23 protein-coding genes and 1 tRNA gene are annotated in these 23,027 nt (G+C 60.3%); 21 read left to right on the forward strand and 3 right to left on the reverse strand.

The features are described from left to right. Positions 1–32: 32 nt before the first annotated feature. The 6 genes from QXF46_03730 to QXF46_03755 all read left to right on the forward strand — a co-directional run bounded on the left by QXF46_03730 (position 33) and on the right by QXF46_03755 (position 4,434). Entirely contained in the window at positions 33–944 is a 912-nt protein-coding gene (locus QXF46_03730) for a ParA family protein (GenBank protein ID MEM0225962.1), read from the forward strand. Continuing rightward, entirely contained in the window at positions 941–1,414 is a 474-nt protein-coding gene (locus tag QXF46_03735) for a hypothetical protein (GenBank protein MEM0225963.1), read from the forward strand. Before QXF46_03730 ends, QXF46_03735 begins: the two co-directional genes overlap by 4 nt. 306 nt (positions 1,415–1,720) lie before the next feature. Next, positions 1,721–2,761, forward strand: coding sequence for an ATP-binding protein (locus tag QXF46_03740; protein ID MEM0225964.1), 1,041 nt, complete (start codon positions 1,721–1,723; stop codon positions 2,759–2,761). Between the two features lie 833 nt (positions 2,762–3,594). After that, positions 3,595–3,855 (forward strand): hypothetical protein, encoded by a 261-nt coding sequence (locus QXF46_03745; GenBank protein ID MEM0225965.1) that lies wholly within the window; start codon positions 3,595–3,597, stop codon positions 3,853–3,855. Between the two features lie 226 nt (positions 3,856–4,081). Further along, complete coding sequence (locus QXF46_03750) at positions 4,082–4,318, forward strand: hypothetical protein (protein MEM0225966.1); 237 nt, start codon at positions 4,082–4,084, stop codon at positions 4,316–4,318. Between the two features lie 39 nt (positions 4,319–4,357). After that, positions 4,358–4,434, forward strand: a tRNA-Ile gene (locus QXF46_03755). Between the two features lie 90 nt (positions 4,435–4,524). Here QXF46_03755 and QXF46_03760 read toward each other — a convergent pair. Beyond that, positions 4,525–5,487, reverse strand: a complete 963-nt coding sequence (locus tag QXF46_03760) for a methyltransferase domain-containing protein (protein MEM0225967.1) — start codon at positions 5,485–5,487, stop codon at positions 4,525–4,527. A gap of 164 nt (positions 5,488–5,651) precedes the next feature. Between QXF46_03760 and QXF46_03765 the strand changes: the two genes are divergently transcribed. From QXF46_03765 to QXF46_03835, 15 genes are all read left to right on the forward strand, one after another. Further along, positions 5,652–6,089, forward strand: a complete 438-nt coding sequence (locus QXF46_03765) for a hypothetical protein (GenBank protein MEM0225968.1) — start codon at positions 5,652–5,654, stop codon at positions 6,087–6,089. A gap of 71 nt (positions 6,090–6,160) precedes the next feature. Next, entirely contained in the window at positions 6,161–6,286 is a 126-nt protein-coding gene (locus tag QXF46_03770; GenBank protein MEM0225969.1) for a hypothetical protein, read from the forward strand. After that, on the forward strand, positions 6,237–6,665 hold the full coding sequence (locus QXF46_03775; GenBank protein MEM0225970.1) for a hypothetical protein: 429 nt from the start codon (positions 6,237–6,239) through the stop codon (positions 6,663–6,665). Before QXF46_03770 ends, QXF46_03775 begins: the two co-directional genes overlap by 50 nt. A 65-nt stretch (positions 6,666–6,730) precedes the next feature. Further along, entirely contained in the window at positions 6,731–7,447 is a 717-nt protein-coding gene (locus QXF46_03780) for a DUF3782 domain-containing protein (GenBank protein MEM0225971.1), read from the forward strand. Between the two features lie 7 nt (positions 7,448–7,454). Continuing rightward, complete coding sequence (hypD, locus tag QXF46_03785; GenBank protein MEM0225972.1) at positions 7,455–8,762, forward strand: hydrogenase formation protein HypD; 1,308 nt, start codon at positions 7,455–7,457, stop codon at positions 8,760–8,762. Position 8,763: 1 nt separating this feature from the next. Then, a complete protein-coding gene (locus QXF46_03790; GenBank protein MEM0225973.1) occupies positions 8,764–9,066 on the forward strand; it encodes a HypC/HybG/HupF family hydrogenase formation chaperone in 303 nt (100 codons plus the stop codon). Continuing rightward, positions 9,059–10,111, forward strand: coding sequence for a hydrogenase expression/formation protein HypE (gene hypE / locus QXF46_03795; GenBank protein ID MEM0225974.1), 1,053 nt, complete (start codon positions 9,059–9,061; stop codon positions 10,109–10,111). Before QXF46_03790 ends, hypE begins: the two co-directional genes overlap by 8 nt. A 10-nt stretch (positions 10,112–10,121) precedes the next feature. Then, positions 10,122–10,739 (forward strand): MBL fold metallo-hydrolase, encoded by a 618-nt coding sequence (locus QXF46_03800; protein MEM0225975.1) that lies wholly within the window; start codon positions 10,122–10,124, stop codon positions 10,737–10,739. Continuing rightward, the gene (locus tag QXF46_03805) at positions 10,721–12,613 is read left to right on the forward strand and encodes an AMP-binding protein (protein MEM0225976.1); all 1,893 of its coding nucleotides are present in this window, start codon (positions 10,721–10,723) and stop codon (positions 12,611–12,613) included. The genes QXF46_03800 and QXF46_03805 overlap by 19 nt, the downstream gene beginning before the upstream one ends. Positions 12,614–12,815: 202 nt before the next feature. Then, on the forward strand, positions 12,816–14,243 hold the full coding sequence (locus tag QXF46_03810; GenBank protein ID MEM0225977.1) for an FAD-binding oxidoreductase: 1,428 nt from the start codon (positions 12,816–12,818) through the stop codon (positions 14,241–14,243). After that, the gene (locus tag QXF46_03815; protein ID MEM0225978.1) at positions 14,244–15,398 is read left to right on the forward strand and encodes a (Fe-S)-binding protein; all 1,155 of its coding nucleotides are present in this window, start codon (positions 14,244–14,246) and stop codon (positions 15,396–15,398) included. Continuing rightward, positions 15,388–17,151 carry an FAD-dependent oxidoreductase gene (locus QXF46_03820; protein ID MEM0225979.1) on the forward strand — a complete coding sequence of 588 codons (1,764 nt, stop codon included), beginning with the start codon at positions 15,388–15,390 and terminating at the stop codon, positions 17,149–17,151. Before QXF46_03815 ends, QXF46_03820 begins: the two co-directional genes overlap by 11 nt. Further along, positions 17,151–18,404 carry an NAD(P)/FAD-dependent oxidoreductase gene (locus QXF46_03825; GenBank protein ID MEM0225980.1) on the forward strand — a complete coding sequence of 418 codons (1,254 nt, stop codon included), beginning with the start codon at positions 17,151–17,153 and terminating at the stop codon, positions 18,402–18,404. The genes QXF46_03820 and QXF46_03825 overlap by 1 nt, the downstream gene beginning before the upstream one ends. Beyond that, on the forward strand, positions 18,394–18,774 hold the full coding sequence (locus tag QXF46_03830; GenBank protein MEM0225981.1) for a DUF1667 domain-containing protein: 381 nt from the start codon (positions 18,394–18,396) through the stop codon (positions 18,772–18,774). The genes QXF46_03825 and QXF46_03830 overlap by 11 nt, the downstream gene beginning before the upstream one ends. After that, positions 18,759–20,255: an FGGY family carbohydrate kinase gene (locus tag QXF46_03835; GenBank protein MEM0225982.1), complete on the forward strand. Its 1,497-nt coding sequence runs from the start codon at positions 18,759–18,761 to the stop codon at positions 20,253–20,255. Before QXF46_03830 ends, QXF46_03835 begins: the two co-directional genes overlap by 16 nt. Positions 20,256–20,724: 469 nt before the next feature. Here the strand turns inward: QXF46_03835 and QXF46_03840 are convergent, their stop codons facing one another. Both QXF46_03840 and QXF46_03845 read right to left on the reverse strand, forming a co-directional pair. Then, positions 20,725–22,215, reverse strand: coding sequence for a hypothetical protein (locus QXF46_03840; GenBank protein ID MEM0225983.1), 1,491 nt, complete (start codon positions 22,213–22,215; stop codon positions 20,725–20,727). Between the two features lie 151 nt (positions 22,216–22,366). Beyond that, positions 22,367–23,026: a DUF5131 family protein gene (locus tag QXF46_03845; protein MEM0225984.1), complete on the reverse strand. Its 660-nt coding sequence runs from the start codon at positions 23,024–23,026 to the stop codon at positions 22,367–22,369. Position 23,027 lies beyond the last annotated feature (1 nt).

A 23,027-nucleotide genomic window follows, 5' to 3' on the forward strand; every position in this document is an offset into this window, starting at 1 on the left:
GATATTTTAACTCGCTTCCCCCTCTATCCACGGTGTCGGGCAAATCAATTACTTTCATCAGCATTAAAGGGGGTGTCGGGAAGACAACCATCTCCGTCAACATCGCCCACGAGCTCGCGGAAAGGATCGGTGGCAGTGACAGGGTACTCGTCGTAGACCTTGATGCACAAGCAGGGAGCAGCCTCTACATTCTCGGCTATGACAGGTTGAGGCAGCTCGAACAGATGGGGAAGACGCTCTACCACCTGATGAAGGCCAAACTCGTCGAAGCTGGTGTTGACGCATCGGAGTACATCGTGCAGGCTGGAGGTTCTTGGAGTTCTAGACTCCACGTGCTGCCTGGCAGCGCGAGGATCCTAGAGATCGAGCAAGAACTACTAGCCAGAAGAGGGGTTTGGCTGCTCGAGCTTCGCAGCATTATCGAGGAGCTTAAGAGGAAGGGGTTCCGCTACATCTTCGTTGACCCACCGGCTTCCTTTACCGCACTATCGAGAGCGGCTCTAGCGGCGTGCGACTACTTCCTCATCCCGGTCATCCCTGATGAGTTTGGGTTGAACGCGCTCGAGTTCTTTAGGAGCGACATCTTCAACAGCACGGTTTACGAGCTCGCTCGAATGCGTGATGCACTAGGATCGCGCCTGGAGCTTCCTGTTTGCGGTGGGATCTTCTTCAATAAGGTAGAGCCTAAAAGCAAGTTTCACAGCGAAATGATGGAGAGGATAAGGAGGGAGGCAGGGAAACTCAAGTTGTACAACAAGATCCCCATACCTGTGTATTCATCGTACCTACACGACTACATCGCGTACCCAAAGGCCCTTAACGAGCACGTACCCGTTAAGAAGCTGAGGGACGACTCGAGGAAGAAGCCCGTGGAGGAGTTAGCGAGGTTCTACGAGGAGTTCCATGAGTACGTGATCAACGATAGAGCTAGGGAGCTCAAATGACTCGCGACTTCAGAGATGAAAGCGAGGCTCAAATGTTCATCGGCTTCGCACTGAGGACTCGCGGTACGGTGTACTTCAGGAAGAGGATTCCCGGCGCAGGACTACCGGACATCGACATCCTCCTCGAAGCCGGCGAACTGATCGGCTACGAGGTCAAGTACTTCCCCGTCAGAGAGTCCCTCAAAGCTCACGAGGGGGTCGGCGAGACGCTGGCCATCCTCCTCTACGGCCTTGACAAGGCCTACCTCGTCCACGTCTTCGACTCTGGGCTCGGCAGTAAGTATCAGGAGGCCGTCGCTCAGACCGCCAAGCTTGTCAGCCTACTCCCCATCGGGTACCTCTACTGCATCGGTAGAGCAGAGCTGAAGACCGTCAAGGATCCTGAAACCAACCCCTTCCTCAACGATCCTCAAGTAAAAGGTATTAGGGAGAAGCTTCTGCAGGCGCTGAGCGGGCAACCCTCTTCTTAGTGCTGAGTACTTTGGCTACGGCACAGGTCGATCCACGTGCAAGCTGCACATGTCTGTAGCCGGGCAGGATGAACGCTACGATGCGGAAAACCTTCCTCTTTCCTCGCGCTCACGCCCTCGGGCTACCTGGTGAGTGTAAAAGGCCTCCGGCTGCCGGAGAGGTGTGGAAGAGCCGCGGGTCGGCTGGCTCTAGCCTGCGAGCTTGGCTCGCGGTACTGTTGCTCGGCGGTTGAAGCGGGTTGCGCCCCGCGAGGGCGTCGTAAAGCATATGAGTTCCGGTGCGGAACTGGGTTCCGGTGCGGAACCGTGGCGCTCTTCGACCTTAGGCCGAAGACTTCAAGGAGGGATCTCTTCGGTAGGGAGAGGGAGCTTGAGCAGCTGCACAGGGCTGTGGAACGGGGCTTGCCGCTGATCGCGGTGCTTGGTGTGAGGCGTGTGGGGAAGACGAGCTTGCTGAAGACTTTCCTCGGCGAGGTTGACGGGATCTACGTGGACATGAGGGGGGTTGTCCGGAGGGTTGACCTCGAGGTTAGGGTTTCGGACGCTCTGGGTGAGTCGCTGGGGAGGTTGAGGAGATTTCTTGAAGGCGTGAGGGGGGTGAGCGTCGCCGGCTTCTCGCTGGAGGTGAGGTGGAGGGGTAGGGACTCGGTGAGCTTGGCTGGGCTGCTCGAGGAGCTGAACAGGAGGGTTGAACGCTTCGTCTTCGTGCTTGACGAGGTGCAGGCTGCCCGCCCGCCTGTCTCGGCCGAGCTGAGGAGCTTGCTGGCTTACGCTTACGACAACCTTGACCGCGTGACGTTCATCGTGGCGGGCTCCGAGGTCGGGATGCTTAGGAGCTTCCTCAAGCTGGAGGACCCCTCCTCGCCTCTCTACGGGAGAGGCGTGCTCGAGCTCCCCGTGGAGCGGTTCAGCCCGGAGGAGTCGAGAGAGTTCCTCATCAGGGGGTTCAGGGAAGAGGGCGTAGAGGCGCCGCCCGAGGCGGTCGAGGAGGCAGTGAGCTTCTTCGACGGGATCGTGGGGTGGCTCGTCCTCTACGGGAGGATGTACGTCGACGGGGAGAGGAGCTTCGAAAGGCTGAGGAGAGCTGCAGTGGAGCTCGCCCTGGAGGAGCTCAGCAGGCTGAGCGAGAGGGAGAAGCTCGTAGTGAAAGCTGTAGCGCACGGCTGCAAGAGCTGGGCGCAAGTGCGCAGCTACATTGCCGAAGAAACGGGGGTGGTCCTTCCTAAGGCCACTCTCTCCCGCATCATCGAAAAGCTGGAGAAGCTCAGCATCTTGAAGGATTACGAATTTCTAGACCCGGTGTACCGTGAGGCTTCCAAGAAGCTGTTGTCAGCTGTTAAACTTTGACAATAATTTGGGAACTTTAAACCACGCTCCACCTCGATAGCAGAGGGACGGGTCTCAGGAGAACGCCAAACCCAAACTCGCCCAATTAGTTCCTTACCATTTCTTGCCGTTACAGGACAGAAGGGTTGGTTGTCCTAGGCCTAAGGTAATCCAATATTGAATGGGGCTTTTTCCTAGAATAATGGCTGTACGCTATGCATTGTTTCTTTTTGGCTCGGAAGAGCTCTCCTCACGTTATTATGCGTCGGCGCGCACGTGCTTAAAGCTATGGGACACGCCAGCGCTAGGTAGCTGCGAAGTAACCTGTGTTGTGCAGGGGCGTGAACATTACTGCTTACCGAGATGAGCATCGTGCACCAACCTGCACCTAAGCTGTGGAGCGCCACGAGAACCATGAGCGCTGCTGGGAGTGCAGAGCTCGTTTGGTAGATTGGTAGGCAGCTGCTAGCGAGAGGAGCTGCTAACCTTTTTCATTGAAATTCATATGAGATCCTCTTTTTTCATATTCCTCGATGGTAAGTCGAGGAGGATAATCTTCGGTTATCGATCATAAGGCTTACGAGTAGGATTTCTCGCACTGCCGAAAACGTAACTCCCCTTTCGCGAGACATAGTATGAATTGTAGCCGAGTAGGTCAAGCCTAGTTTTCTGTGAAAACAAGGACGAGGGGACCGCCGAAGATCGAGTTTTTGAAGAGCACGTCAAGCTTTACGTTGGCAGATCTGTGAGAGGGTTGAAGCTAAGCCCTCAAGGATCTTTACCTCTCCAGCGCGTAATCAGGATTCACGATGAGTGTGAGTGCTAATCGTATCTGGCGGTTTTTAGGCACGACCATGCTAGGTGTAGACAGGAGGGGGGTGAGCTACGCGTTAAAGATTTCGGCCGAAGATTTTCATGAGTTAACGTCTGAGGACGACCCTCGTTTTACCCTCAGCTTGCTGAAGATCAGCGCAGAATGTTCGTTAGAGAGGGAGGTACTCGAGAGGGTTATGCAGCTTAATCACACCTGCATAGTCGGGTTTTACCGAGCGTTGGAGGCTACCGTGTATCGGCCTCCAGCGCTCGTTTTCGAGTACTGTGAGGGGGTTCGCTGAGGGATCTCCTACAGCGTGGGCTACTGAGGCTCAGAGGAGCTACTGAAGTTGTGGTTCAAATCGCCGGAGCTTCCCTTGATGCTGCTAAGTTAAGTGTTGCTGTTGTTATGGAAGTTAAGAGTATATTTTTGCATTGGAACTTTTAAAATGCCTGAAAGATACACGTGCTCAAGTGGTAGCGCAAGTTCAAGTTGCGAAGGTTTAAAGCTGGGAGGGCTATTCGCATGTGGCTTTGAGGAGGTTTGTGGCTAGGCGAGTGGTTGGCGAGCTTTTGACTGGTGTACACAGGGATGCCGCTCAGTTCCTTATCGAGCTCGGCCTTGTGACGGATGAGGTGGAGCTGCTTGAGCAGGCGTTGAGGGAGTTCATTGAGGGCGAGCTGAGGTATGTGGTGAGCGAGTGGCCTGAAGAAGCTGTGAAGAGGAAGGCTGGGGCACTGCTGGATAAGATTGCGTGGTTGTAAAGCATAAAGTTTAAACCAACTCGATCTGAGAGTAGGAGGGGGCCCGTAGCTCAGCCAGGTAGAGCACCCGGCTCATAACCGGGGGGTCCCGGGTTCGAATCCCGGCGGGCCCACCACCCACACGTTTAGGGGTAGCCCGAAACCTTTGGGAGGTCTCAGTGTTCTAGGGGCTGTAAAACCTGTGAAGCGCTAGGCTTAGCCGGCTTCTAAGAGGGGGATGCTTTCACTAATGCTACGCCTAGGGATTCAAGCCACTTTTCGATTTTAAAGCCGGAGCCTGTAAGAATTCTCCGTAGCTCGCTGCTCTCTGGGGGAGCTTGTACAGCGCCCAGCAGGTATCCCGGCACGCTCATTATCAATCCAACGGACGAGTAAGTGGTTTGAGCCATAGCTAGGATTCCATCGTCCTTCAGCATCCTTCTAGCGTTTGCGAGCGCTAGGCGGGGGCTCGGAATCCAGTGGACAAGCTCTCCCATGAAGACCGCGTCAACCTTCTCCGGTAGTTCAGCTTCCTCCGGCGTTGAATGAACAAAGGAAACTCTGCTTTCCTGCCCACGCAACTCTACCAATCTCCGGGTAATCTCGATGTTCTCCCTGTAAGGCTCGATAACCACGATGCGAGCCTTCGTTCGCTCGAGTAGGGTTAAAGTTGAGGTTCCGACCCTTGGGTGGATGTCGGCTATGGTTGAACCCGGCTTGAGCGAGCCAAGCCCCGCCTCATCGATAGCTGCTTCAAACTCCAGCTTTACCGCGAAGTTATCCAAGAGCTTTGCTGTCAAGGCTTGAGTTTTATCCCGGCTTGGCTTTTCACCTAACAGCAGGGCCCTCGGCAAGGCTTCCGCGGCACGGTCGATGACGGGCAACATGTCCGCCGCCTCGATCGTGGTGATCGCCGGCTTCTCCGGCGACCGCTTCAACTTGATCCTATCCCCCTCCCACGCGGCCAGCCCCTCCTCGACGAGCGCATCGCACAGCAGCTTAGCTAGTACTTGATCCTTAAAGCTCCACCATGCCTGCGTCTGTAGGCTCTGAAGGATACCCTCCATCTCCAGCTGCGTGTAGATTCTCCAGACCGCGTACTCTCTTATCTCGTCGCCGGCCTTCTTGATCCTTAGGGCTTCCCTAGGGTTCGACAGGAATTTCCTCAGTATGTAGGAGCTTAGTGACATGCCTCGCCCAGCGATGAAGATCCTATATAAAAGCTAGAGTACCACTCAGCCATCGGGCTTGAGCCGAACCTCAAGACCTAAAGAACCTTTTTGTTCTGCACCGTAACAGCAGAGCCCCTGTGGTACGCCGTAAGCTCTTTAGGATCCGCTCTGCATGAGTTGGAGTGGCTTACGCGGCGATGAGGGCTAAATCGGGCTTGAGGGAGTGCGTAGCCTTGCATGAGCCTGTGGATGGGTGGGTTTGGGTCCGCTGCCCCGATGTGGGCGCGCTACTTCGGGATTGCGCGCGGATCATCAGTAGAGGCGGGGATCCAAGCCCACTTGTAACCGCTGGAGGCCAGTTGGTGGACGTGCTCGAGCTGGACAGGGTGGATCTAAGCGGGATCCTGAGAGGGGAGGCGGAGATCGTGCACCCGAAGAACCCCCCTCTAGCCGCCCTCAGGGAGCTGGTGGAGCTGGGAGCCCCCCGCGTCCTGTATAGGGAGGGGAGATTGACGGCCGACTTAACGGGCTTGCACGTTGAGATGTTAGTGAGCAAGGGGTTGATTCCAGCGGTTTGGAGAAGGCTTCTACGGCCGGCAGCCTCAACGCCGGGCCGCTAGGTTGGCGTAGCCTCGACCGGCAGCTCGGCGGGGACAGGCAACTCTTTAAGGCGTTTCACGCTTGTTCAGGCGTGGTTAGGAGAGCTTTCGTGGGTTTGATCCGCGACCACAGGACGAGGGTGGGTAGGATCAGGGCGGTGGTCAAGCGTGGTCGTGAGAGTGAGGGTGAGGATCGAGAGCGCCTCGAAAGTGGTTGAAACGGTGGCGCTGGCTAACAGCGGCTACGAGGCTGAGACGCCGCAGATCATGATCCCTGTGCAGCTCGCCGGGGTGCTGGGGCTCTGGCCGCCGAAGGAGGGCTTCGAAGAGACCGAGTACGAGACAGCCGGAGGGCCTCTTAGGGTTTGGGTTGCGCCCAGGGCTTGCAGGGTGCGCGTAGTCGCCGAGGGGGTGGAACCTCCCCAGGTTGTAGCCGACGTTGTCATCTCCCCTCTCGCCAGCGAGGTGCTCCTCAGCGACGTGATGATCAGCGAGCTCGGCATCGCCCTGGAGGACGTGGGGAGGGGGTTGTGGAGGTTCAGGTGGGAGCCTAAGGAGGTTCTGAGGAGGAGCGAGCCGCCGAAGTACTGGAGGTAGCAACGCGCTCCGCCGCTGCTCCGGTAGGAACGTTTATAGCTTCATTGCGTCATATGTGCGTCGAGATGAGCAAGAGGTTGATCCTCGACTTCTGCCGGCTGATAGAGGACGATCCGGAGGTGAGGCTAGCGGTCTCCAGCGCCCTCGGTATACAGGAGGTGAGGAGCGGGCTCGAGGAGTTGCGCGCTCAGCTCGCAGAAGTTGCAGGGGAGATCAGGGTGCTCCACGACACGGTCAGAAAACGGTTTGAGGACGTTGAAACCCTGCGATCCTTAGTCGCTGTCACGGATGCTCTGAGGGACCGCTTGGCGGAGCTGGCGGGGGAGGTTCGTAGGCTAGAGGCATCAGTTCAGAAGCTTTCGCAGGGGCTACCCGCAGTCGAAGCCGGAGCAGTCGGTCAGCTTGAAGTAGCGGTGCGTACACTCGCTGAAGGGGTTTTCGGTGCAAGGGTGGAGGAGTGGGAGTACTTCGACAGTGAGGGCTCCGTCTTCGGGAGGCCGTGCCAGATTCGATCCCTCTCGCTCTCAGTGGGGGGCGAGAAGATACTCCTCGCAGCTAGGGTCTGCGCGTCGAAGGGGGACGTCTACGAGCTGTGGGCAACAGGGCGGCTCTACGAGAGGGTGACAGGGTGTCGGCCGCGACTCATGCTCATCGCATCTCACGCCTGCGAGGATGCTAGGCGGTTGGCGAGGGAGCTAAACGTAGAGTTGCATGAGATCGTGAGCGCTTCGCAATCAAGTGCAACTACTTCGGGCGCTGGATGCGTACAGCCTAAGGGGTGACCCCAGCTTGGGGGAGAGCTACTCGGGTGGCAGCGCGCAGGAGGCGATCAAAGCTGCGAAGACGATTGAAGCAGCGTTCAGGAGTAACGCGCCTTTAGCGCGTAAACTGGTTGAGAAGATAAGGGGTTTAGCGATCGAGGCTGAGAGAAGGCTTGGAGACGCTTCAAGGTTCAAGATTATGGACTTCTGCGGTACTCACGAGTGGACGATCACGCACTTCGGGATCAGGAGCTTGATGCCGGAACAGATCGAGCTCGTCGCGGGCCCCGGTTGCCCAGTCTGCGTGACACCCTCGCTCTTCATCGAGGAGGCGATCAGGCTGGCGCTCGACGGCATCCACGTCTACACCTACGGGGACGTGTATAGGCTAATGTCCATCAGGAGCGTGAGAGGTGCTTCCTCGCTCAGCGAGGCAAGGGCTCTCGGTGGCAGGGTGAAGGTGGTGCACAGCCTGCTCGACGCGGCTCTCGACGCGCGCAGCCACGGCCGGGACTCGGTTTTCGTTGGAATCGGCTTTGAAACCGTCGCTCCCGGCTACGCTCACGCTGTGATCAGAGGCCTGCTCCCATCCAACCTCAAGCTGATGAGCCTCGTCAAGTTGACGCCACCCGCGATGTTCCACTCGATAGAGATCCTGCGGGAGAAGCCGACAGAGCCACCGATCGTGGGGGTCATCGCCCCAGGCCACGTCTCAACAATCACTGGGGCAAAGGCTTGGGTTCCCGTCGCTGAGAACTACGGCATACCCGTCGTTGTCTCCGGCTTCGAACCGCTGGACGTTCTAGCGTCGATCGCAGAGATCCTCAAGCAGCTCTCGAGGGGTGAGGCGAGAGTGGCGATCGAGTACGCGAGAGCTGTCACGTGGCACGGGGATCTTAGGGCGCAGAGCATCGTGGGGAGAGCTTTTGAAACGGTTGACGACGCGTGGAGGGGGATCGGCTTCCTACCGAAGAGCGGGTTAAGGCTGAGGAGCGCATTCTCGAAGTACGACGCCTTCGAAACCTACGGCGTGAGGGAAGTGACGCCGGAGAATTGGTCCTACGACCTGCCGCCCGGCTGCAGGTGTGCGGAGGTTGTGATCGGGAAGGCTAAGCCCACCGACTGCCCCCTCTTCATGAAGAGGTGCACGCCCTCGAAACCCTACGGCCCCTGCATGGTTTCGCTGGAGGGCGCCTGTGCGATCTGGGCGAGGTTCGGCTCGGGAGGCCTCGCGGACGAGATCGCTAGAGAGCTCGGCATAAGCCCATCCGCGCAGCCCGGTTCAACAAGCGGAGTGGGAGATTTTATGGGCGAGCAAGCCCCCCGGGGTGGTTGAAATGTGCTGGGGCACGATGGCTGTCGTACTGGAGGTTTCCGAGGACGGCGGGGTGGCCACGGTGGATTACGGTGACGGTGTTGCTAGGAGAGCCCTAGTCGGCATTACGAGGGAGAGGCTCGCGAGGGGCGACATAGTGATGGTGCACGCGGGCGTCGTGATCTCGAAGATGAGCGAAGAGGGGCTGCTCGAGCAGCTCGAGTTCTTCAGAGATGTGCTGGGCGAAGAGGGGCGCGAGCTAGTAGCAACATACGAGGCCGTGCTAGCCCTCTCTCGCTCCCTCAGGGGTGGTGGAAGTGGGTAGCGGCTTCGTGACCCTGGCCCACGGCTCCGGGGGTGTGGAGAGCTTCAAGCTGCTGGAGGAGCTGCTCTTCTCGAGGGTGGAGGATCGCTTCAAGCGGGTTGAGGGGGGAGTGGGGATCGACAAGCTGGACGATGGAGCCGCGATCCCCCTACCTGACGGCCGCTACCTAGTGGTTTCGATCGACGCGTACACCGTCAACCCACCCTTCTTCCCGGGGGGTAACATCGGGGTTCTCGCTGCAGCGGGAACGATCAACGACGTGCTCATGATGGGGGCTAAACCGCTCGCGATGCTCGACTCGATCGTCGTCGAGGAGGGCTTCCCCCTGAGGGACCTCGAAGCGATCATCGAGTCCCTCGTCGAGACCCTGAGGCGAGAGGGGGTGGCGCTGGTAGGGGGCGACTTCAAGGTGATGCCGAAGGGGCAGGTGGGTGGCATCGTCGTCACGACGGCCGGCATCGGAGTGGCGGAGAGGCTGATCGTTGACGAACCGAAGCCGGGGGATAAGCTCGTGGTTAGCGGCTGCGTCGGCGACCACGGGGCCGTCATCGCCCTCCTCCAGTCCGGCTTGTGGGGCTCGGTGAAGGAGCTCTCCGAGGGGCTTCTGAGGAGCGACGTGAAACCGCTCACCAGGCTGATGCTCCCCCTCCTCGAAAAGTACGGCTGGGCGATCACAGCCGCCCGCGACCCGACAAGAGGGGGTCTCGCTGGCGTACTGAACGAGTGGGCGTCGCGTAGCGGCACCGTCATCGTCGTTGAGGAGAGTAGCATACCCGTGCGTGAGCCGGTGAAAAGGTACGCTGAGATGCTCGGCATTGACCCGCTCTACCTGGCCAGCGAGGGCACGGCAGTTCTAGCGGTAAAGCCCGAAGCCGCGGAGGAGGTTGTCGAGTACATGAGGGGTCTGGGCTTCGAGGATGCGCGGGTGTTTGGAGAGGTAAGGTACAGCGAGAAGTACAGGGGCTTCGTGCTGGCAAGGACGAGTGTCGGGGGCCACAGGATCATTGAGCCTCCATCCGGGGAGCTCATCCCCCGGATCTGCTGAGGATGGGAGCTTGCGCGAGCTCAAGTTCAGGGGCCTCCGCGTGAGTGTCGAGGGCTTCGCGGGCGCCCGGCTGACATGGAAGCACCTAACGGTCTGCGTGGACGTGCCCAACCCCCAGGGCTGCGACTACGCCCTGTACACGCACCCGCACCCACGGCACTACGCGGCTGGCACCCCCCTTGCGGAGCATCGCACTATCTCCCCCTGGCTCGGCCCGCGCGTGAAGCCCGGCGACACGCTCCGCTTAGGTGAGGGCGTGTCAGTTGAAGTGGTTGAGGCGTACAATAGACCTGACCGGGGCGGCACGGTAGCGCACCCGAAGGGGTTCGGCGTCGGGTACGTGCTGAGCTTCGAGGGGTTGAGGGTCTACCACATGGGTGACACCGACCTAGTGGACGAGGTTTTAGAGGTGGCTGAGGGGGGCGTGGATCTGGCCTTCGTACCCGTGGGTGGGGGAGCGGTGATGACGCCCGATGAAGCGAGGGAAGCTGTAAGGAGCCTGAGACCCACGCTTACAATCCCCGTCCACTATGAGAGCGAGAGAGAGCTCTTCACCTTCCGGGACATGGTTCAACCCTACACGCAGGTCGTCATCCTGGGTGAGCGTAAGTGGCTGAGGAGGTTCTAAGGCTCGTCTACTCAGAGGAAGCACTCGTAAGCCCGAGCACGCGGTGGAAGGCGATCACCGTCGAGGAGTACAAGGCCGTCTACGAGTCCAGCCTCAGGGACCTTGAAGGCTTCTGGGCTAAGGAAGCCTCCAAGCTCGAGTGGCGCTCGCCGTGGCTCAAGGTTCGCGAGGGAGCACCGCCGAGGACGCGCTGGTTTACCGGGGGCTTGATCAGCGCCTACGACAACGTGCTGGGCCAGCACAGGAGTAGCTGGGTGTGGAGCAAGCCGGCGCTCATCTGGGAGGGGGAGGACTATCAAGTGGAGGTTCTCACCTACGCGGACCTGGACTCGCTGGCTTCGAGGATCGCGGGCGCGCTGAAGGCCTTCGGCGTAGGCGCTGGGGACTGGGTGGTCTTCTACGCACCTCCGGTTCCGCAGGTGCTTGCAGCTATGCTAGCATGCGCGAAGCTGGGTGCCCCCTTCGAGCCGGTCTTCACCGGCTTCGGCTACGGAGTCCTCGCTGAGCGACTAGCTGCGAGAGGGGCGAAGCTGCTGGTGACTGTGGACGGCTTCTACAGGAGGGGTAAGCCCCTGAACACCCTCTCGGTGGCGAGGAAGGCGTTGGAGAGGTGCAACCGAGGGGTCGGAGTCGTAGTGGTCGAGAGAGTTGGGTCCGCGAGCCTCAGGGAGGGCGAGCTGAGCTTCGACGACCTGCTCCGCTCGGCGAAACCGATCGATGAGAGCTTCGCGGGCCCCTCCGAGCACCCACTCTTCGGCCTCAGCCCCGGCTACGAGGAGGGGTTCAAGCCTTTGACGCACGGCACGGGGGGCTACCTTACGCAGGTGTTCGCCACGACCAGGTGGATGGGGCTTAGGCCGCGCGACACCTACTTCTGCACGGTCTGGCCCGGCTGGATCACCGGAGTCAGTTACGTGGTCTTCGGCCCCCTCATGGTGGGCTCCACGGTTGTCGCGTACGAAGGTGGGCCGGACTGGCCTCGGTGGGACAGGTGGTGGGACATCATCGAAACGTACGCTGTAACGGTCTTCCTCACAACCGGCGGCGCGCTCAGGCTCCTCAGGAGGAGAGCGCCTGAAGCGCATAGGGGCCGCAACCTCGACACTCTCAGGGCGATCCTCGTGACCGCTGAACCGCTGGAGGTTGAAGTCTGGGAGTGGGCTTACAGGCACCTCGGCACGGGCACCACGCCGATCGTCGACTCGAACCCCTCAAAGCTCACAGGGCGCATACCTGTCGTCTGCATGTACGTGCAGAGCGAGCTGGGAACCTTCGTCACTGGGAACCTCCTCAACTACACCTTCCCACCCCTTGTTCCGGGCTCGGTGGGTCCACCGATACCGGGCTTCCACCTCGACGTTGTGGATGCCGAGGGCCGCGCGGTCAGGGGGGAGATCGGGGAGCTGGTCGTTAGAGCCCCATGGCCCGCGATGCCGGTCGAGTACCCGGAGGAGTTTGAGAGGGCCTGGCGTGACGGCTTCTACAGGACTGGCGATTTCGCCCTCATGCGTCCTGACGGCTACCTCTTCGTCCTCGGCAGGAGGGATGAGGTCATGAAGGTGAGCGGCTACAGGTTGAGCCCCGGCGCCCTCGAGAGGGCTGCGGAAAGCCTCGCGGGGGTTGTATCAGCCGTAGTGGTTAAAGCGAGAGACGAACTCCGCTTTGAAGCCCCCTTCCTCGCCTTCCAGGGCTCCGCGGATCCGGAAACCGTCAAGCGAGCCGTGCGCGAGATCGTGGGGGCCATAGCGGAGCCCCAGACGGTCGCAAGATTCGATAGCCTGGGAGCATCGAAGGAGGAAGTACGATCGAGGCTCAAGCGGATCCTCCGCAAAGAGGCACCGGGAGAGCTGTTGGACGCTAGAGGAAGGGGTTAGTGCGGCAGCCGCGTGCAGCCCAACCGGGGTTCACAATGCGGTTCTCGCGAGCGAAAACCCGGCCGCATCTGATGGACGTTTGCGCAGCCAAGGTGTTTTACGCCCTCGAGCCAGGAGAGCCAAGGTTTTTCACCGAGCACCCAACTTCGGTTAAGATTTTTTGGAAAGCAGGATTTTATGGGAGAGGTCTGCGGCGAAGACCGTGAGCTTTAGGCTGACCCAGAGGCTGCGGAGAGAGGGTGTTCCGGCTGAAAGGGTGTCAGCCTTCATCGAGAGGGTGAAACCCGTTCTGGGCGAACGCTGCTCGACAAGATTCTCCGACCTCGTCTCCTACAGCAGGGACTACTGGCCGATCAGCCTCCACTGGCTCTTGAAGGGTGAGGTCCCTTCGCTGCCGGATGCTGTCGTGTGGCCCGAGAGCACGGAGGAAGTGGCACTCGTCGTGAGCGCAGCCAGCAGCTTGGGCATCCCCGTGTACCCCTACGGAGGGGGATCCGGAGTTCTCGGAGGAGCTGTGCCCGAGATGGGGGGTGTTGTGGTCGACTTGAAGAGGATGCGCAGCATCCGACTCTACGAGGAGGACTTCATCGTGGAAGCTGAAGCGGGCGTCAACGGCTACTACCTGGAGAGCTACCTGAACCACAGGGGCTTGACGCTAGGGCAGATCCCCCAGTCCCTCTACCCCTCCACGGTGGGAGGATGGGTGGCGACGAAGGCGACGGGGCAGTTCAGCACAAAGTACGGGGGGATTGAGGACATGGTGCTAGGCCTAGAGGTCGTTCTACCGACAGGCGAGATCGCCAGGTTCCCACCCCACCCGAGGAGCTCGACGGGGCCGGACCTCATGAGGTTATTCATCGGGAGCGAGGGGGCACTCGGGATCATCACTAGGGTCTGGCTGAGGGTGCAGCCCTACCCGGAGGAGAGAATCCTCCAGTCCTTCGTGCACGAGAGCTTCGAAGAGGCCCTGCAAGCCGTGAGGAGGGTTCTGGCGAGGGGCGCTAAACCGGCCGTCGTGAGGGTGTACGATAGGATCGAGACGAAGAGGCACTTCTACGCGTTCGAGGAAGCATACGGGAAGGTGCTAACCATCGTCATCCTCGAGGGCTCCTCCGAGGTCGTCAGAGCTGAGGCAGGGATCCTCGAGCGCGAGATGGGGGGTAAGCCTCTGGGGGAGGAACCTGTGAGGCACTGGTTGAGAACCCGCTTCGACGTTAGGGAGGCCCCCGAGTTCGCCCCTCTGGGCGTGGTCTTCGACACTATCGAGGTGGCAGCCCCGTGGAGCCGAGTTGTCGAGCTCTACCACCGGTTCAAGGAGGCCGTGGGGAGTGTGGATGGAGTGCTCTTCGTCTCAGCCCACGCATCCCACTTCTACCTGCAGGGAGCTTGCCTCTACTTCACCTTCGCCGGTGTACCGAGGGGGGATCCGACGGAGTTCTACAACAGGGTTTGGGATGCGGCGATGCGGGCCACCCTCGAGTGCGGGGGTGCGATCAGCCACCACCACGGCATCGGTAGGCAGAGGAGGCCGTGGCTGAGGGACGCGCTTGGCGGCGGCTACGCTGTTCTGGCGAGGGTCAAGGCAGCGCTCGACCCTAGGGGTGTAATGAACCCGGGGTGGGGTGCTTAGATGCCGGGCAGGTGGAGCTGGCTTCTCGAGGAGGTTGGGCTGAGGAAGCTCATCTTCAGCCCGCTCGTCTACAGGTACATCATGGGCGAGCTCCGCGGCGCCAGCGACCTGGTGAAGTGCGCCCTCTGCCCCAACATGTGCAGGCACGCCTGCCCCGTGAGCATAGTCGATGGGAGGGAGACGACGTCGCCTTCGGGGAAGGCGAGGCTGGGCATGCTCGTGGAGAGGGGTTACGTCGACCTCGATCGTGACGTTGCAGAGGCGATCTACGCGTGCCTCTCCTGCGAAGCTTGCAGAAGGTGGTGCTACTTCAGCTTCTCGGTCGATGAGCTCTTGAGGCCGCTCAGGGGTAGGAGCATCGAGGAGGGAAAAGCCCCAAGGGGCGTCCAAGCACTACTCTCGAACTTGAGCGAGCACGGGTACCCGTACGGTGAGCCGAGAAGCCAAGCGCGGCCGAGCGGGGGTGGCGTCGTGTACTTCCCCGGCTGTGTGACCACGGAGCACTTGCCAGAGCTAGCCGAGAGCGCGCTCCGGCTGCTCGAGCTCCTCGGCTTCAACGCACAGCCCCTTGAAGGGGTCTGCTGTGGCGCCCCAGCCTACTACGCGGGAGACGAAAGGCTGTTCAAGCGTTTAGCCGCGAGGCTAGCTGAGGCCCTCGAATCCGCTGAACCGCGCCTCGTGGTTGCTTCGTGCCCCTCCTGCGTTCACGCCCTCCGCAACCTCTACCCCAGTCTGGGCTTGAGAGTGCCACCGCGCGTGCTACACGTCGCCGAGCTCCTGGCGGAGCAACAGCAGTTCCCGGGTAAAGGTACCAGCCTAAGAATCACATACCATGACCCTTGCAAGCTCGTTTACGCCCTGGGCAAGCCCAACCTCCTGAGGGAGCTCCTCGTGCGCTTGGGGGTCAGCGTCGTGGATCCAAGGAGGAGGGGGGATGAGACCTTCTGCTGCGGTTACGGTGGGACGCTGCCCTTCTCCCACAGAGAGTTGGCCGATTCCATTGCTAGGGAGCGGTTGGGCGAGCTCAAGGAGGCGGCGGAAACCGTGGTGACCGCCTGCCCAGCCTGCAAGCTGGCTTTCACCCGGAATGGTGGAAGGGTCCTCGACGTCGCTGAGCTTGCCGTTAGCCTACTGGGTGGTGAGCGTGGGGGTTGAGCGCAAGATCCGAGCAGTGCTGGAGAAGTACCGGGGCTACAACCTGTCCTTCGAGATCAGGGACGGGATCGTCTTCCTCTACGGGAGGGTTAACAGCCACGAGGAGTGGGTTCGGATCGGGCTCGAGGTCGGCAGGATCAGGGGGGTTGAGGGCGTTGTAAACAGGATCGTGTGGGACGGCTACCCGGAGGAGGAAGCGAAAAAGAGGGAGGAGAGGCGCAGGAAGATCTTCGAGGAGAACAAGGACAAGGTGGTGGGCAGCTACGACGTTGTAATCGTGGGCGGAGGCGTCGTGGGAGCTGCGATAGCACGGAGCCTGTCAAAGTACCAACTGAAGATCGCGCTCCTCGAGAAAGCTCCAGACGTGGGGGCTGGGACGACAAAGGCTAACAACGGCATGATTCACGCTGGGGTCGAGCCGCCGCGGGGCACTCTCAAGCGGAAGCTAAACGTTGAGGGCTGCAGAATGTACGAGAAGTGGGCTCAGGAGCTGCGCTTCAAGTACAAGAGAGTTGGAAGCCTGTGGCTGATAACGCCGAGGACGCTGGCGAAGTACAAGAAGTACATCCCCGGCCCCCTCTACACGCTCATCCTCAAGTACGTGCTCCCCTACATCGTCGTTCTCAAGGGGTTGATTAACGGGGTTTCAGGGTTAAAGGTGGTGCGCGGTCGGAAGCTCTTCGAGATGGAGCCGTACGCGGCGCGAGACGCTCTCGCTGCAGTGTACGTCCCCTGGACCGGCATCGTCGATCCCTACGAGGTGGCCATCGCCCTCGCCGAGAACGCCGCTGCGAACGGCGTCGAGATACACACGAGCACGGAGGTTGTCGGCTTCGTCAGGGAGGGGGATGCGGTTAAGGGGGTTGTGACCAATCGCGGAACCTTCCTCTGCAGGTACGTGGTTAACGCTGCCGGCCTCTACGCTGACGAGATAGCCGAGCTCGCCGGGAGCCCCGAGTTCACCATCCACCCGAGGAAGGGGGTCATCGTGCTCTTCCACCGGTGCACCAGCCGGTACGTCAACCACTGCTTAGCCGAGATCATCCTCCCGCCACACCCACTGACGAAGGGCGGCGGGATTAACCCTACTATCCACGGCAACGTGATGTGGGGGCCTACAGCGGTGGAGGTGCCCGACAAGGAGGATACATCGGTGAGCAGCGAGGAGGTGGACCTGATCCTGAGCAAGTACTCCACGATCCTGAGCGAGTTCCCGAAAGACCGGGTGATCAGGTACTTCGCCGGTGTGAGAGCTGCCACTTTCAACGAGGACTTCATCATCAGGCCGGCGAAGTGGGTTCGCAACCTGCTTCACGTGGCTGGCATCCAATCGCCCGGGCTCGCCGCTGCTCCCGCCATCGCTGAGTACGCAGTAAAGAAGCTGAAGGAGATGGGGTTGGAGCTCCGGGAGAAACCCGACTTCAACCCCTACAGGGAGCCGATCCCGTCCCTGAGGGAAATGAGCGAGGAGGAGATCGAGGAGAGGGTGAGGAGCGACCCGAGGTGGGGGAACGTGCTCTGCGAGTGCGAGATGGTATCCGAGGCTGAGGTGGTCGAGGCAGTGAGAAGGGGTGCCCGCACGCTCGACGCGGTGAAGAGGAGGACGAGAGCCGGTATGGGTGAGTGCCAGGGCAGCAGGTGCTTGCTCAGAGTAGCCGAAGTGCTCGCCAGGGAACTGGGAGTTCCGATGACCGAGCTGTTGAAGGAGGAGGCCCCCCTCTTCGACGGCTACGTGAGGGGTGAGGCGTGGTGATGCGTGTCAAGCGGGACGTCATCGTCGTGGGCGGCGGCCCCTCGGGTCTAGCGGCTGCTACGAGGCTGGCCGAAAAGGGTTGCAGCGTGGCGATCGTCGAGCTGGAAGGCGAGCTGGGCGGGATCCTGCTGCAGTGCATTCACGACGGCTTCGGGACTAAGCTCTTCGGTGAAGCGCTCTCGGGCCCGGAGTTCGCGGCGAAGTTCGTTGATCGGCTCCAGGAGCTCGGAGTTGAAAGCTACACGCGCACCTTTGTCACGAGGGTTCAGCAAGAGGGTGGCGCCTGGTCTCTGAGGGCTGTGAGCCCGAGGGGGCTCCTCGAGTTCAGCTGTAGGGCGCTGGTCTACGCTACAGGCTGCAGGGAGAGGACTCCCTTCGAGATAAGGGTTGGCGGGACCCGCCCCTCAGGCGTTTACACGGCGGGGATGGTGCAGCGGCTCGTGAACCTGTACGGCATCCTACCCGGAAAGAGGGTTCTGATAGTCGGCGGTGGTGACGTGGGGATGATCGTCGCTCGCCACCTCTACCTTGAGGGCGCCGAGGAGGTAATGATCGTTTTCCCCGAGCCCTGGTTCGCTGGGCTGCCCAGGAACGTGCAGCAGTGCGTCCTCGACTTCGGCATACCCTTCAGGCCGAGGACCACCGTGAAGGCGATAGTGGGCAGGGAGAGGGTGAGGGGTGCCATCCTCGTGAGGGTGGACGAGCGGTGGAGGCCAATCGAGGGGACGGAGGAGTTCTACCCCTGCGACACCATCGTCTTCTCCGTCGGCCTCGTCCCCAACACCTCCCAGCTAGAGGAGCTGGGCGCTCAAATCGATCCCAGGAGCAGGGGTCCCGTCGTGAACGAGTTCTTCGAGACTACGCTCAGGGGGGTCTTCGCGGTCGGCAACCTCGTGACAGTGTTCGACTACGTCGACGACGCGGTGGAAACAGCGTTCCTAGCAGCGGAAGGAGTGTGTAAGCATCTGAGCGGTGAGCGGAGGAGGGAGAAACCGATCCCACTGGCCCCCGGCTCAAGCGTCAGGCTGCTGATCCCGCACCGGGTTGAGTGGAGCGATGGGGGCACTATAGTCGCCTTCTTCAGGCCTTCGGTCGAGAAGGAGAACGCGAGGATCTCCATGATAGGGGAGGGAGGGTTGGAGCTTCTCTCGACTCGGCGCAGGTTTGTGCGCCCCTCCCTGCTGGAGAGGCTCGAGATCCCCCGAGAGCTGGTCGAGCGTTCGCCGGGCGGGGTGCGGGTGGATGTCGAGTAGAGTGGTGTGCGTCAGGTGCCCGAAGGGCTGCGTAATCGACGTCACCATCGAGGGGGGTAGGGTGAAGGATGCTAGAGGTTACGGCTGCAACATCGGGCTGGAGCACGTGAGGGAGGAGGTTGTCAATCCGATGAGGGTCGTCTGCACGACTGTTCGAATCCGGGGTGGCAGGTACCCGAGGCTGCCCGTGAGGACTTCCAAGCCCGTTCCGAGGGAGAGGATCAGGGGGGTGATCGAAGCTGTACGCGGCTTGGTGGTGGAAGCCCCAGTGGAGAGGGGGAGCGTGATCGTTGGGAACGTTGCTGGCACAGGTGCAGACATTATAGCCGAGACTTCAATGGAGCGTGAGGAGCGATGGAGTACTTCCTGATATTGGACGTCGGGACGACGAACGTTAAAGCCTGCGCCTTCTCCGGCGGGAAGCTCCTCGAAAGCGCGGAGGAGAAGCTTACCACGCTTCACCCTCAGCCGGGCTGGGCTGAGCTGGACCCGATGCAGGTCGTGAGGGCCGTCTACAGGGTGTCTGACGCGATCGTCTCGAAGCTCGGCACACCGAAGGCTCTTGGGATCACGAATCAGAGGAGCAGCACGGCGGTTTGGTACAGGGAGACGGGGGAGCCGTTGTGCAACATCATCACGTGGCAGGACACCCGCACGATACAGCTGGTGAGGGAGTACTCGAGGAAGGGGCTTGTCGCGCTCGGCAGGTGCGTTGGGAGAGCCGCCGAGGCGTTGTCCACGATCGTGAGGCCGTTGAAGTTCACGAGGCGCGGGGCCTACCTGATCACCCTGGCCCACGCGTCCTTCGGCACGACCCACTCATCGATGCACTTGCGCTGGATCATGGACAACGTGGAGGGCGCTCGATCCGCGCTGGAGCGGGGGGCAGCGGTCTTCGGTACGATGGACTCGTGGGTTGCGTGGAACCTCACGGGGGAGCACGTCACGGACTACACGAACGCTAGCGCAACCGGTCTATTCGACCCATACGCGATGAGGTGGAGCGTCACACTCCTCAAGTTGCTCGAGATCCCACAGCAGTGCCTACCCCGCATCGTCACTAACGACACACCCATCGGAAGGGTGAGCCACCTCAACGCCCCCCTTTTGACCATCATCGCCGACCAGCAGGCATCGCTCTACGTTGCGGGCGTCAGAAAGGGCGCGGCGAAGATCACTTGCGGCACGGGAGCCTTTATCGACGTAAACGTTGGGGCGCGACCGCCTCCCGCGGCCAGGGGGATCTACCCGATGGTCGCCCTCACGACGAGGAAGAATGCACTCTACCTCCTCGAGGGGTTCGTAACCACCGCGGGCTCCGCGATCGAGTGGCTGCTGAGGATCGGCGTGCTGAAGGACTACTCCGAACTCGACGAGGCGGCGACCAAGGGGCGCAGCGGCGTGATCTTCGTACCGGCTCTCGAGGGTTTGGGGACGCCCTTCATGAAACCGGACGCCAGGGCGGTTCTCGCGAACCTCTCAAGCGACACGACGAGGGAGGACTTGATCAGGGGGGTGCTCGAGGGTATAGCAGCCTGCTGCTCCCTCGCGATGAACCACCTGCAGAGAGCGTCGCACGTTGAGATCCCGGAAGTGTTCGCGGACGGCGGGTTAACCCAGTCCAACGTCTTCCTCCAGCTGCTCGCCGACTTCTCGGCGCGGAAGATCGTGAGAACGCACTACTCGAACAACTCCGCCTATGGCGCGTACATGCTGTGCGAGCGCATCATCAGGGGCGAGGACCCCATCGAGCACTGGACCCCACCCGGTATCAGCCGGATCTTCGAGCCGAGAGGCGGAGGCGTTCTACCGGCTCGTCTCACAAGTCTACTGAAGCGGACAATGAGTTAACTGGCCCCGGCAGTCACTTTCGCAGGTTAAGATCCCGAAGAGTTCGACTCCATGAGACTTCTCCTCTACACGTTGAGGTACAAGGGGTTCTGCGGTAGCACAGCCTGAGTACCGCCCGGTTAGGAGGTGCAGATTGCACCGACGGGCTTCTATTGCCTGTTGGTGAAGCTGAGGTAAGGGATGCATAATTGTTCTGGATCGAAGGTGTTCGATCCGACTTATCGCTCTGGTCAACACTCAAAACCGTCCACAATGTTTCAGCGGGATAGAGGCTGATAGAACCCGAGCGGCCCAGATAGGATATTCTATTGTGAAAGCATGGGAACTGTCATGCGTCAGCGGTTTGACGACCATCACGACGGAATTGTGAGGGAAATCGACCATCGATACTGAGGCAGCTGCAGTTGCATTCTTGGGGAGAAGGAGGTCCACACCGTTGCTCCCTATACCCGGTTCACGCTTTAAGCGGCTAGGAGGCGATATCCCTCGTTCTTAGGATTTCTGAGATTAATTCGACGGACAGGTAGTGCATCAAAGCCGCGAGCGCTAAGGATACGGCTGAGAATACGGGTAGCCACGGGGCGCCCGACCCCAGAAGTACCACGAAGATCATAAGGGGTACTGCAAAAACTGTCGCTCCACCCATTATGATAAGGAGTACGCTCTCCTCCAACGTTGTCAACCTCTCGACGTGTCTGACCAGCCTCCTCCTTGGAAGAAGGTAGGCTACCGCGAGGAGGATCGCAGCCGCCGACCCTTCTGCAGCGGGTAGCGCGGCTATCGGCACAAGCAGGTACTCGTACTTCCCGGTTAGGAAGAGGTTGAAGAGCGCCAGGCAAGCTGACAGCTCTAGCATATAGATTGTGAGTCTAAGCAGCAACGCGTTCACGATGGCCTTGAAGCTTCCCCCGTAAACTCGGTAAACCCAGATTGGCGCTATGTGAAACTGGATCGTGGAAACCGCCATAGCGGATACGATGGGGAACAACACGCCGGATAGAACGGCCACGAAGAGAGGAAGCATGCTTAAACCGTCACCTGCTCGCAGGAGCATGCGTAAAATGTTCCCCGCGAGGATTGATGCTGCCAAGCCTATGAACAGTGCCACCGCGTGGCGTTTAGATAGCAGAGGTTTCCAGAGCACTAGCCCGTAGATGACTGCGTCGGGTTTACCGTAGAGAGGCTGCCCAGCTTCCTCCTCTTCGGGCTGCGTGGATGCCTCGACTGGGAGCTTTAAGTGCTCGGGGTGCACTAGTCTCACGGCTCTCGCTTGAGCAAGCAATAGGAGGACTGTGACCACGTATATGGGCGCGCTTTCGATCAAGACCTGCTCGAAAGGCTCGGTTATCGTGAAGCACAGCACGATTGGGCGGGCAACCCACCCGGTGGGGAGGGTGAGCAGTGGGGATGGCTCCATCAGGGCCATCGAGTGCAGTACAGAGAGGGCGAGGTAGACCAACGCTGCGGTAAGCGGCTTCTGGCAATCGCTGTGCAGGAGGATGAACTCCAGGTTTCTGAATAGGAGGTTCGTCGCGGCTGCCACGAGTGTTATGAGGAGGGGGAGGTACAGGGCTTTAGCCAGGTTGCCTGAATTCACGGTGTACGCGATGTTGATCCAGTATACGCTGTAGGCGAAAGTCGTCAACGTGCTGTAAATCGTTTGAGCGGCGAAGTACTCGCTGAGCGAAACCGGGCACGTCAGCAGGATTTCGCGGTCAGCCTCTCTCGTGATCGCAACGAACCTCGTCCTACTCTTGAGCGTCACGTACAGCAGCAGCGAGACTGACAGAGCCGCGCTGAGGTATTTCTCCGCCTGCTCCTTCGTCACGATGAAGGGGATGGATCTAGCCGCAGGACGCTCTGAGGTGAAAACCGAAAGGGCGGTAGGTAGACCGAATACGAATAGGGCTACCGCCAAGACGAGGTGCGCGCGCGAAGCCTTTAGAAGGTACCAGCTCATGATCAACGTCCTACGCGGGCGCCTTGACCTATCCGAACAGCGATGGATAGAAGTCACAGCAACCTTGACACGCCGTTTTCTTCGGCTTTAATAAGTCAACCGGCACCTGAGAGATCCTACAACCCGGTTTCGGCCTTGAGGAAGCCCGCTGCTACTCATACCACGCGGCCCTAAGCGTCTTAGCATGAACCTTTGTGAAGCTGCTGAGCTTCTCGATCAGCAGCTTGACCTTCGAGAGCGGCGGCTCAGGGAGCCTGTTGCCGTAGTTATCGTAGCCGATATAGACCTCCGCTGGCCTAACTTCCCTAAGGGCTGACACGAACTCGTCCAGCTCGAAGTCAAGGACGGGTTCGATAACGATAACCTTCCTCGGCCACTCGAGCTCAGCCATCACCCTCAACCTCTCGCTGGGCTTAGGGGCGGCCGAAACCCTCTCGTAGCCATCATCGGTGCAGGTTTCAATCGTCGCGCCGAGCTCTACGTTCTCCGGCATGGCGGTGATGAACTCAAGGTAGCGGGAGGGGTTCTTCGTCAGGAAGAAGAAGGTGGTCTCCCTGTGTCTAGCGGCTACATCTAGCACCCTGAGGATCCAGTCGCGAGGAACCCAGCTCCCCCACAGGTCCCCCATGTCGCTCACGAAAACCCACTCCTCCGGCCTGAAGCGCCTGGAGAAGGCCCGCTCGTTGAGTGCCGGCTTAAACCTGTTTTCAGCGTAATGTGGGTGCTTCCTCAACCTGGTTGTAGCTAGTCTGCGCGCCCAGCAGTAGACGCAGTTGTGGAGGCAGCCAGTGACAGGATTCCACGAGGCCACA

It is taken from the genome of Thermofilaceae archaeon, assembly GCA_038731975.1.
Lineage (GTDB): Archaea > Thermoproteota > Thermoprotei > Thermofilales > Thermofilaceae > JANXEW01.

Excerpts from the sequence above, each read along its gene's own strand:
- QXF46_03735 (MEM0225963.1), top strand. The coding sequence starts at position 941 with ATGACTCGCGACTTCAGAGATGAAAGCGAGGCTCAAATGTTCATCGGC.
- QXF46_03745 (MEM0225965.1), top strand. The coding sequence starts at position 3,595 with ATGCTAGGTGTAGACAGGAGGGGGGTGAGCTACGCGTTAAAGATTTCG.
- QXF46_03760 (MEM0225967.1), bottom strand. The coding sequence starts at position 5,487 with ATGTCACTAAGCTCCTACATACTGAGGAAATTCCTGTCGAACCCTAGG.
- QXF46_03780 (MEM0225971.1), top strand. The coding sequence starts at position 6,731 with ATGAGCAAGAGGTTGATCCTCGACTTCTGCCGGCTGATAGAGGACGAT.
- QXF46_03790 (MEM0225973.1), top strand. The coding sequence starts at position 8,764 with ATGTGCTGGGGCACGATGGCTGTCGTACTGGAGGTTTCCGAGGACGGC.
- QXF46_03815 (MEM0225978.1), top strand. The coding sequence starts at position 14,244 with ATGCCGGGCAGGTGGAGCTGGCTTCTCGAGGAGGTTGGGCTGAGGAAG.
- QXF46_03825 (MEM0225980.1), top strand. The coding sequence starts at position 17,151 with ATGCGTGTCAAGCGGGACGTCATCGTCGTGGGCGGCGGCCCCTCGGGT.
- QXF46_03830 (MEM0225981.1), top strand. The coding sequence starts at position 18,394 with ATGTCGAGTAGAGTGGTGTGCGTCAGGTGCCCGAAGGGCTGCGTAATC.
- QXF46_03835 (MEM0225982.1), top strand. The coding sequence starts at position 18,759 with ATGGAGTACTTCCTGATATTGGACGTCGGGACGACGAACGTTAAAGCC.
- QXF46_03840 (MEM0225983.1), bottom strand. The coding sequence starts at position 22,215 with ATGAGCTGGTACCTTCTAAAGGCTTCGCGCGCGCACCTCGTCTTGGCG.